This is a genomic window from Gemmatimonadota bacterium (genome assembly GCA_021295815.1).
Lineage (GTDB): Bacteria > Gemmatimonadota > Gemmatimonadetes > Longimicrobiales > Gaopeijiaceae > JAGWBQ01.
Window position 1 is genome coordinate 56,328 of sequence record JAGWBQ010000018.1, and the last position, 10,705, is coordinate 67,032.

The window sequence follows — 10,705 nt, forward strand, 5'->3', positions numbered from 1 at the left end:
GGCTTCAAAGAGGCCGGGGCGGACCCGCCCCGGTAGGCGGTGGAGCCGCCGGGAATTCGCTCTGGCCGGCCAGGGCTTCAAAGAGGCCGGGGCGGACCCGCCCCGGTAGGTTTCTGGGAGGGCTCCTTGGCAAGGTCGCGAGAGTGGCGAAGCTTCAAAGAGGCCGGGGCGGACCCGCCCCGGTAGGTCGACTTGTGGTTAGGGCCGGGTAGGGGGCTCGTAGACTGGCTTCAAAGAGGCCGGGGCGGACCCGCCCCGGTAGGCCGGCGCTCCTGCGGGCGCGGGCGTTTAAGAGATTCTGCTTCAAAGAGGCCGGGGCGGACCCGCCCCGGTAGGGCGGCGAAGGCCGTAAGCTGGGTTCCTGGGCTGGGCGCGCTTCAAAGAGGCCGGGGCGGACCCGCCCCGGTAGGCAAAGAGCGGGCTATTTTTTTCTGCTAGCTGCTGCAAAGCTTCAAAGAGGCCGGGGCGGACCCGCCCCGGTAGGATGAGTACCATCTCGTCGCGATGTCTTCAACGCTCATGCGCTTCAAAGAGGCCGGGGCGGACCCGCCCCGGTAGGGTAGAATCTCCGACGTCCGTCCCGACTAGGTCGGTAGACGGCTTCAAAGAGGCCGGGGCGGACCCGCCCCGGTAGGATACCCTGTTCTAACCCTCTGCGCAACACCAGCTTCCGGCCGGATGCGCGAGCGGTCTCGACGGGAGATTCACCGTAGACCGGAATCCGGGCCTAAGACCGAGATTGTTAAACACCTAAACCCCTGGCAGCCAGGAAGAAGCGCGACAGCGACCGCTCCCGGGGTTTTCATGACCATCGGAGCACTCGCAAAGGCCGGGGCGGACCGTTTACTAGATGATCCTCGCTTTTCGCGTGGGAGCTTCATAACTCTTTCCCAGACTTTCCACTCGGGGGGCGATCTTGTCTGCCGGTCCCATGTCCAGTATCAATACATGGTCCTCGCTCGGCTTCATGCACTCTTCGAGACGGATCGTCATCTCGATGCGTCTCCGCGCCGTCAGCCTGCACTGGAAGATCGAAAGTTGCAGCCAGTAGCCGTACCCCTTCATGAGCTTGAAGATGCGGCTCCATCGCCGTTGGTCAGCGATGTCGTAGGCGACCACGTAGAGACGTTCCTTCGCCACGGTGCGGCTACCTCGGGATATAGTGCGGGTACTTCGGAATCTCGCCTTGGAAATGACGGGCGAGCAACCGGGCCTGAACCTCCAGCATCCGTCTCATTGAGACGCGGTATCCGAAGAAGGGATGGGTGGCTTCCTGCTCGAGCCGGCGTTCGAAGGCCGCGATCAGGGCCTTACGACCCTTCGACGTGAGCGAACACGCCGGTCCGTTCGAGGCGAAGTCGCGGAGCTTGACCTCACCGTTGTTCACCACTTGGATCACGGCCGAGTCGGCTACGATCGATCGGAACGGCTCCATCAGGTCCAGCGAAAGAGCCGGCCGGCCATGACGTGGACGGTGGTAGAGCCCCATGTAGGGATCAAGGCCGGTCGCGGAGATCGTCGTTGTCAGCGTCCTGGCGAGCACGGCATACGCTAGCGAGAACATGGCGTTGACCGGATCGGTCGGCGGGCGCCGGTTCCGGTTCGTGAAGGAGAATTCTTCGAAACCTTCCGCCTCGGATGCGAGCAACTGTTTGAAGTGCGAGAAATAGATGGCCGCCGCCTCCCCCTCCAGCCCGAGCAGATGTTGGAAATCGTTCGCCTGAAGCGCTCGCCTGGCGATGCGTTCAAGCCCGGTCAGTGCATCCTCCTTCCCGTCGGTACCGCGCTCTTGCCGCCAGTTGCGGCGGAGCATCGTGCGGGAATTCCGCACCTTCGCGTTGACGAGCTCGCGGCTGAAGGACAAACTGGCGCGGGCGTCGAACGCGACCTTGTACTGGGCCTCCCGGACCGCGACGTTCCCGTTCCCAGTGCCGATCGTGTGCCCCAGGAACCAACCACCCGTCGAGAACCATGACACCGGTATCTCCTCCCGCATCAGGGCGTGGAGCGCGGGTGTGGTCACCGACACCGGCCCGAACAGCACCACTTGGGAGACCTCGACCATCGGCACCTCGACGGTCTCTTCCTTCAATTCGACGACTAGGTGTTCGCCCCGCTTCCGCAGCTTCGCCGGCACGGTCTGGATGTAGAGAGGAAGGGCGGGATCCTCGGCCGGGTTGAGCGGTCGGGGCGGATAGCCGCGGTTGAAGAGGTTCGTCTCGTCGGGGAGACATATTCCGGCGAGAGAGCATTTCGAACACTTGGGACTGTCCTCCAGCGGCGGCGGCCGCCGGCCGGTCTCCGCAGCCGCACGCAGCTCGCGCACTGCCTCGATGGTCCTGGTACGCAGGTCTTCATCGAGTTTGACCCGCACCCGTTCCCGCGAGCCTGCATACCAGATGGCTCCCTGCTCGACCTCGTAACCGTTGTCCTCCAGAATCATCCCGTGAAGACAGATCTGGACACGCTCGGGCTCGTAGGCGCCCGCCGCAACATGAGGACGCTTGCCTTTCTTGGTGTCTACCGGCATCACCACACCTTCGCGCACATGGAGCACGTCCATCTTGGCGATCACGCCCAGGCGATCTGACGACATCGTGACCGCGCGGACCTGCGACATCACGTCGTCAAGTTCTTCGGGAGAAGGGAGACGACCGGCTGGTGTGTCGGTGCGCACATGTACTCGCGTGCCCTGGACGGTGTCGGCGGTGTCGGCCCACTCTCCCTCGACCCATTCAAGATAGGCGAGCCTCGGACAGTAGACCCAGGCGTTCACCATTCTCGCGGGCACGAGCGGCGTCTCGGAATCGGCCGGCGGCGGCGGGATCGGAAGGACGAGCTGATTGCGGTCGCGCATGGGGCCGGACCCTATACTGCCGGTTTCACCAATTCGCCCTCCCTACCCCACGTCGCCTCCGAACATCCCGAGCCCGAAGTGGCTGGCGAACCCCAGGGCCAGCGGTCCCTGCACGACTTCCGGAAACTCGATTTCCAAGAAAGCTCCCTGCGCATCGGGCTGTCTCTCCCGGCCGCGTGATCGAAACCGGTGGAAGTGAAGTGCGCTGCGGGGCATCCCGGCCACCAAGATCTGCTGCCGCTCTGCAATCTTCGCATCCTCTACCGAGATTCCGCGACGTTTCAGCAGTCGTCGCGCTTCACCCCCATATCCGTCCTTCTTCAGGTAGCCCGAGGCTAGGAAGGGCGTGACGCTCCTCCATCTGCGCGAAGTGGTTAGGAGACGGGAACTCCCCTCGAAATCCCGCGGCCATCCGAAACCCTCCAGCGCGAGCCGCCATTCGTCGATATTGCCCTTGCCGCTCTCCCGTCCAGCCCTCGGTGTGAGCCAGAGCCGCGTGATCCGGTCCAGCTCCGACCTGATCTCCTCGGCCATGCCGTCAGCGATGAAGACGGTAAGATGATCGATCCAGCCATCGTCATCGGCGTCTTCCGGCAGCCAGAAGGCATGGGGATGGCCCGGGTCGCGCACCGGCCCTCCGTCAAGCTCTCGCCCCGAAATCTGCCACGGCGCCAACGGAAATCGCCTGCCCGTAGTATCGTCGGTCCGCCAGCCGAACTTCGACAGGGCCGCAGCGCGCATCACCTCACCGATCTTGATGGCGTCTTCAATACGTGGAAGCGGACGACCCTCCAGCAGGTAGCGGGCCACGGTGGGCAGCTTCCGCGCAGGGCCCGACCTCACCGGTCGACTTTGAATCCGAGAGAGAACGCCGGGTCGGGCATCGGGGGCTCGGGCGTAGATGGCCTCGTACGCTGCGGGCGGTCGGTTCCACTTGCGTTGCTGAAGGTCCGCCGTGTCAAGAGAGATCGCGTCCAAGAGACGTTCCGGAAGCGTGTCGACGCCACCCCTGCCCTTCGTACGAAAGGATTTGTGCACCTTGCTCTGCAGTACGCGCGGGGTGAGCGGTTTTTTCGACAAGACCCGGATGTTCTCAGCCTCGCGTTCGATCAGACGCTTCCGTAATTGTCGATACGAGTCGGTGGACCGCGGCACGAGCACGGTGTGCGCGTCTCCCTCGAATCCGGACTCGGCGGGGCCGCAATTCGGGTCGCCTCGGGCCTCGGTCAGAACTCGGCATTCGGTCCAGCTCTCGGCTCTCCCCAGGTACCCGATCCCGGCGGCAAGGTCGTCCGCGAACTCCAGCGGTCCCTCTTCAAGTGTAAGCTCCGGCCATCGCACCTCCACCTCCGCTCCGTCCGGGAGATGCAGGAAAGCGTCGAAAACGAGCTTCCTGGTTTCCGACTTGCCCCTTGGAACAGGCATGTAGTGGCGTACGTGGGAATGAACGGCGCCTGGGGGAAGGCGGTATACCGGTGGCTCTTCGGCGAGCGTGTCGATCAACTCTTCCAGATGAGATTCGCTCCAGCGCACGCGGTCGGTCTTGCGCCAGTAGCAGGCGATGAGCGCACGGAGGATCCGCCAGGGCTCCGGCGGCCAGGCCACATCGGCTTCGTTGACGTTCCTTCCCCACGGAGTGGCGTGGTACCGTCCGGTCGGAAAGCGAAAGGCGAACCCAAACACCGAACCTACTTCCGGTAGGTGACGGTGAAGACACGGCTCTTCCCGAAAAGTCCCTGCTTGTTGATGTTCCGAATGAGTTCGGGAAGTTCGGACTCGATGGCGTCAAGAACGGGCAGCTCGAAAGCTGTCGGGCGGGTCACCCGGACTGCGACCAGGTCGAGATCGCAGGCGGTCCTGAAGCGCAAACCTTGGTCCAGAAATCTTCGGATCTTGAAGAGGGCAAGCAGGATCAGGAGCCGGGTCACTTCGTTCCCCAGACCGTAGCCTCGAATCTGTTGGAGGTCGAGGTTGAAGTAGGCGGTGATGTGCGCGGCCGTCCACTCCTCGCGCATGAACGGCACGTTACCGAATCCCTTGGCCGTGTCCCCCTTCGGGTCGACCGAGTCGTTCTTGACCCCGCCGCTGATCGCCCGTACCGCCCCATCGGCTTCCACGAAAGCTGAAAGCGAGCGAGGTAGACGAAGCCGCCCGCCCGCCAACTGCTTCTTAGCAAGGAACACCCCGTGCAGCAGTGCGTTCGCATCGAACTCCAGAAGCACTCTGGCGAGCTCGCGCAGGTCAACCCGTCCCTGCTCGAACTTTGCCAGCCGCTCCTTTAGGATGTCGAAGACCGTCCTGTCTTTTCCTTCGAGGATGTAAGGAGAATTCAACCGGTGGGCCTCGATCAGCGAATTCGTCATGTGCTCCCCGTCGCCGTCCTTCACCACCACCACCGGCAGACCGCGCAGCGGTCCCACCCAGTCTTCCCCCACACCGTCCCAGCAGACGGCTTCGAGGCGATTCGCCATCGACTGCGCGCTTTCGACGAGCACTGTCTGTCCGGTACCGTCGGGCGACTCGTAGACCGCGTGGCCGAGATTCGGGAAGCCGGTCGGCTGGAATCGGCTCCCCTGAATCGGTCGTAGCCCGGCCTCGAGCAGGAGTCGCGGTGCGTGCTCGAGATGAGTGAGGTCAATCGGCATTGGTTGTTTCCTCCGGTGAGAGGTGTGCGCTGTCGGGAAGTGCGCCGGGGTAGGCTCGGCGAAGTAGGCTCGTCAAGCCTCGGTCGGCGACGGGAATGAGAAGGGCGGCGGCCAAGCGGTCGGGTCGTATGCCGACGCCGATCCGGCCGTGCTGCCAGGTGTTCGCGCCGCTGCCGGATCCGGTCGAATCGTATGCCGAGATCAAACCCGACGACCGAACCCTCGCAAAGGCCAGACGGACTACTCGACCGACGGCGCGGCCGTCCCTGCTCCCTCCACCCGCCCTTAGAGAGGCGAGAAGGTTGGGTGGCACGGGGATGGCCCCCTCCGTTGGAATCGCACCTATCCGGCGGAGTTGGTCATTGGGAGCGAATATGGGTTTGAGGGCCGAGTAGGCGAAAGGCAGGGTGGCTCTCGACGGACCCGCCCTCGGTTCCGGTGCCCGAAACCGGACGGGATCCGCCCAGACCATCCCGGCGAGAAGGTCTTGGCAGCGGTCGTCGTCGAAGTCGGCGGTGAGGAATGCCCCCACGTCCGACAGCCTGGCGAAGCTGGCACCGGCGAACGGTTTGTCGTCCAGGCCTCGAACCGACGTTTCGACGATGCGGCGCTCAAGGACGGCGACTAGGTTACGCATCAGTTCTCCATGACCCCACACTACGGTCGGCGGGTTTTCGGCGGTGGACCAGTTGCGACGGCGTCTCAGGTGCCAACCTCTGAAGAAAGTCGATCGTTCGAAGCCCTCGCCTCCGTCGGTCAGCGGTGCCAGGTGCGCGGCCATTGGCGGGATCCTCCAGTACCGAGTGCCGAGTCCCGTCGATCCTGAAGAGCGTCCGGGGTTCGTGGATGGGATGCCGATCCCGGCGATCGCCGCAGCAACGCGGAATTCCGGACTGCCGTCGTCGGCTCGCAGCAGCCACGAACGTGAGAGGAGCGGCGGCGGAGCCACCGTTTCGCGGACCGACGGTCTATCGCCCGTCAACCGCGCCAGCCTACCGACGGCCTCTATCGCCGCCCTTACGGAGGAGGGCGGGCATTCGGGCTCCAGCAGCGAGAACAACGAGTCTTCTAGCGTCTTGATCGCATTCCGCGTCGCCGCCGGCTGGTTGTCCTTCCGGCCGGATCGTCGGATTCGTCCGAGCCAGCCTCCCCGGTCTAGGTCGGCCACCAGCGCCGCGCCGTTGGAGGGTGCCGCGCGTCGGCGGTCCAGTGCCGCCGCGTAGTAGCTCTTTCCGGCTCGCTGGAAGAACCCGAAGCGCTGGAACTCCGAGAATCCCCGGTTGACACCGAGGGTGGCCAGCGCTCGCGCGAAGTCGAGCCCGTCGCTCGCCGTTCGACCGCCCGACGTCGCGCGCCCTTCGGCGAAGAGAGCTCGAACCTCAATGAACCGAGCGGGCCGGGTCCAGATCGGTGCCCAGAATTCGGCCCTCGCGTCCGCCTCGTTCGACACGCCGCCCCAGCCCGCTCCCGACGCCCCGACCGTGAAGGGGGCGCTGGCCCGCGAGAGGGCGTTGCTCTGGTGCCGACGAGTCGCTGCCGAAGCGAAGGTGACCGCTCCCTCAAGCATGAGCACGAAATCCCAAGGGTTGACGGTGGCATCGCCCTCGTAGCCGGTCGACGCGTTGGGTCCTCCCGCCGAGCCCGGTGAGAATTGTCCCACCGCCGCATCGGTAAGATCCTGGATCGGAGAACCGAAGAGCGAGTTTTCGAGGAGGCCCGCGCAGACGAACGACGGATCTCCCGTGGTTGCGTTGAAGAGACCTGGTGTCCGACCGTTCGAGACCAGCCGCTGCATGAAACCGGTGGTGAAGTCGAGCCGACCGTCGTTTCCGCCGGTTCCCAGCAGCGGAGGGAACCGGAGACCGTCTGCGGTTAGGACGAGAGCCGCATCGAGCCATGGCAAGGCGGCCGGCGGAAGGCTGCCGCGCAGTGCGGCGACCAGCTCCTTCTTCACCGCTCCTCGCAGGCGCGCCTGCTTGGATGTCCTTGGCTTCCGGGCCTCATCGGGTTCGGCGTCAGGAACGGGGAGAGGCAGCCCGAAGCTACCCAGCGTCTCCGTCGCAATCCGCAAGGCTTCCGAGAACAGAGCAAATCGGGTCGCGACCTCGGGCGAACTCAGGGGCCCGAAGCCGTCGCGGTTGTCCTCGGGATAGAATCCGCTGCCTCCGTTCCATGGCGCGATCACCGGGCTCGGCGCGTAATCCTTCAGGAAGAAGCTCAGCAGATCGTCGCGTCCGAGCGAGGTCCGTAGATGCAAACGCTCGTCCTGCCACCATCCGCGTGCGCTCGCGTCGGCAGCCTTGCCGAACGCGCTGTTGATCGCGGACGAGATGATCCGAAGCGTCCCCAGCGCCTTCAGGTAGGACGAGAGCGGGGTGGGCGAGCAACCCTCGAGCCTCAACCCGTCAGCGGCCATCGCGGCCTCCCGACCCTTGCTCGGCGGAAGCTCGCCAGTCGGCGAGTCGCAGAATGGTCTCCAGCCAAGCCAGCCGGAACGGACCGTGGTATCTCAAAAGCTCCCTGGTCCGCTCTGTCCAGCTCTCTCGGGTCGTTTCGTCCCAGCCCAGCTCCATGATCGAGAGGTTCAGGCGGCCGCCCGGCCAGCGTTCGGTCGCATCGAGTTCGACGGGCGGGAGTTCGTCGCCCTCCCAGATGCCCCTCGCAAACCTAGCCGCGAGCCTTTCAGGTTCAGTCGGAGGGGACTCCTTCGGTAATGCGCGAAGGTTCATCCGAACCTTTCCGTGGTGCGCGGCGATCAGGTAGGCGCAAAGATCGGCCTCGCGAGACCATCCTTCGTGCCCGAGGAACGCAAGCGCGGAGGCCAGTTCGTGTCGGAAGTAGGCGCGTTTGTGGCGCACGCCGCCCTTCACCGTCTTAGCTAGGAGCACTCCATCCGGAACTCTTCCGTTGAGGCCCTTCCGCATCGTCGCTTGGAAGACCTCATGTGCCTTGCCAAGATCGTGCCAACGCGCGGCCCGGACCAGCAGACACCGAGTAGCATCGTCCGTCCCGAGTTCGTCGCAAAGGCTAGAGACTTCGCTGGCCACTTTTTTCAGATGATCTGTGAGTCGCACCGGGCGTCCGGTCGAGCTGCGTGGGTCGTCGTCGTGTCCCTCGGATTCGCCCTCCTGGTCCCGGGTCGCACCTAGGGCGTCCTGAAACGCGGGAGTCGATTCGGTAGACGCCCCCGGAGTACCGGGCATTCCGGGTGTCCCGACCGGATCTGGGCGGTGCCTCCGGTCGCCGGTGAAACCGAGAGTTTCACCATAACCACCTGCCCTCACATCTGCAAGTACGGTCATTCCCGGCCGGAGCGTATCGTGGTGGTAGAGGGGGGTCCAGCCCGGTGGAGTCGATTGCGTTTGCTGCTCCTTCCTCCGCCATTGAGGATCGCGAACGAAAAAGACGGCGCCTAGGCTCTTCTTCGCGTTCCGGACCCAAGCTTTCGCCTGCCCGACCGGTAGGGCGCAGAGTTCGCGGGCTTCCGGTTTAGGCGGGTCGGCGTCTTCGACCGGAAGTTCGCGCCAGAAAACTCTTAGGTCGGTGTCGTCCGAGTCTCTGACGAAGGGCGATACGTCCACGTCGAAGCCGGTGAGGTCCGCGTCGGTATCGAAGAGATCGTCAAGGTCATTGCGTCGGATGACGTTCAACGTCGGATCGATTTCCCCAATATGCGGAAGATGGACCGGAGCCGCGTCCGTGAGCCCGATCAACCTCCTGCGGGCGTCCCGGAGTCGGTCGACCTCGTACGGGAGGGAGAGGGTCTTATTGAGCTTCTCGGCCTGTTTGCTTTCCTCGTCGATCGACCTGAGAAGGTCGATCCAGAAGATTCGGGCGCCGCCCTTCACCTCGGCCCGGCGGTTGGCCCTTCCGAACCTCTGCACCATCGACGCCCAGGGCGCCAGTTCCGTGAACATTGTCGTCGCTGAAATGTCCACTCCGGCCTCGACCGCCTGAGTAGCGATCACGATAATGTCCGAGGAACCTCCCTGCTCGAGGAATTTGGACATCTCCCGTTTCCGGTCGGGCGGGCGGAAACGGGAATGCAGAAGAGCGACATCGGCGCGAAGATCTTCCCTAACCGCCAGCCTATGTCTGACCTGCTCGTGTAGCTCTTGGGCACGTTTGACCTGGTTCAAGATTGCCAAGGTCATGGTCCCCGGTCGGTGAGCCTCGACAACGGAGTCCGCGAGCCGCTCCAGATACGCCTTGCGTTCGGGAGATGCGGCCGACGCCGGTGCGTCGCCGATCCTCCAAAGACGTTTCGGCGCCTCGGTCAGTCTGCTCAGCCTGTCGTCGACTTCGTTCGTCGGATCTACCCTGAACACCTTGTTCGGCTCGGGATGGTCCACGGTCGCCAGCCATTCCGGTTTGAGCGTCGCGGAGATCCAAAGGCTCCTGGACTGAGCCGACGACCGGTATTCGGGAGGAACCGATGCCCCCCGGCGAGCCGGAGCCGTCCATCGCACCGCGTCGCCCTCGACGGCCTTCTCCATCGAACGCACGTGTTCCATGCGACGGAAGGCCTCGAGCTGGGCGGAGGTCGCTCGCCCGGCGCCCATGAGCTGGACCTCGTCGAAGATCCACTGGGCGTCCTGATGCAGCATCGCGAACTCCATCGGCCAGATGGCGCGGGAGGACGCATATCCGCGCATGAGGGCCCGGCTGAGCAACATGTCCTGCGTGCCCACGATGATCGCAGGGTTCTCCGGGGTCTCAAGCCACCTGCCTGAATCGACGCCCCCCATCAATACATGGAGGCCGCCGGGGCGTGGGAGTAGGGCTTGGGGATCCAGGACATCGGCTTCGATGCGCTCGAGCCATTCGTGAATCTCGCCGCATATCTGATCGACGAGCGTTCGCATGGGGAGGCACCAGACGAGTCGCCTCGGCGTGCGTTCGGGCCGCAGGAGTCGTTGATGCGCCCAGGCCAGGGTGACTCCGACGGTCTTACCCGATCCGGTGGGGGCGATCAGGACCTCCGGCCACTCGCCTTCCGCGAGTCTCCGCTGCCAGGCATACGGTTCGCACGCTTTGCCGAAAGCCGTGGCGAAGAGCTTGCCGAAGTCGGTGCACGGTTGGGTCGTGTCGGTCAACGGACGCGACCTACGTTAAGACCCGGTCAGGACCGATGTGGCTGCAGTCCGTGAGGGTGCCGGTGGGCCCGTTGCCGTACGAGGCGTCGACGGTGAAGCAGGTGCGG

Annotated in this window: 6 protein-coding genes and 1 CRISPR repeat array; all 6 genes read right to left on the reverse strand. The window is 64.4% G+C overall.

The window, feature by feature from the left end; all coding sequences use genetic code 11:
* Position 1 precedes the first annotated feature (1 nt).
* A CRISPR array of direct repeats spans positions 2 to 635; the repeat unit is 36 nt; unit sequence GCTTCAAAGAGGCCGGGGCGGACCCGCCCCGGTAGG.
* A 211-nt stretch (positions 636 to 846) separates the two neighbouring features.
* The 6 genes from cas2 to J4G12_08510 are packed head-to-tail and all read right to left on the reverse strand — an operon-like array spanning position 847 to position 10,598.
* Positions 847 to 1,140, reverse strand: a complete 294-nt coding sequence (gene cas2 / locus J4G12_08485) for a CRISPR-associated endonuclease Cas2 (protein ID MCE2455832.1) — start codon at positions 1,138 to 1,140, stop codon at positions 847 to 849.
* Positions 1,141 to 1,147: 7 nt separating this feature from the next.
* On the reverse strand, positions 1,148 to 2,857 hold the full coding sequence (gene cas1, locus J4G12_08490; GenBank protein ID MCE2455833.1) for a CRISPR-associated endonuclease Cas1: 1,710 nt from the start codon (positions 2,855 to 2,857) through the stop codon (positions 1,148 to 1,150).
* A 42-nt stretch (positions 2,858 to 2,899) separates the two neighbouring features.
* Positions 2,900 to 4,540: a type I-U CRISPR-associated protein Cas5/Cas6 gene (gene cas5u6u / locus J4G12_08495; protein ID MCE2455834.1), complete on the reverse strand. Its 1,641-nt coding sequence runs from the start codon at positions 4,538 to 4,540 to the stop codon at positions 2,900 to 2,902.
* Between the two features lie 5 nt (positions 4,541 to 4,545).
* On the reverse strand, positions 4,546 to 5,502 hold the full coding sequence (gene cas7u / locus J4G12_08500; protein ID MCE2455835.1) for a type I-U CRISPR-associated protein Cas7: 957 nt from the start codon (positions 5,500 to 5,502) through the stop codon (positions 4,546 to 4,548).
* Positions 5,492 to 7,918, reverse strand: coding sequence for a type I-U CRISPR-associated protein Csx17 (csx17, locus tag J4G12_08505; protein MCE2455836.1), 2,427 nt, complete (start codon positions 7,916 to 7,918; stop codon positions 5,492 to 5,494). Before csx17 ends, cas7u begins: the two co-directional genes overlap by 11 nt.
* Positions 7,908 to 10,598 carry a CRISPR-associated endonuclease Cas3'' gene (locus J4G12_08510; protein MCE2455837.1) on the reverse strand — a complete coding sequence of 897 codons (2,691 nt, stop codon included), beginning with the start codon at positions 10,596 to 10,598 and terminating at the stop codon, positions 7,908 to 7,910. Before J4G12_08510 ends, csx17 begins: the two co-directional genes overlap by 11 nt.
* Positions 10,599 to 10,705: the final 107 nt, after the last annotated feature.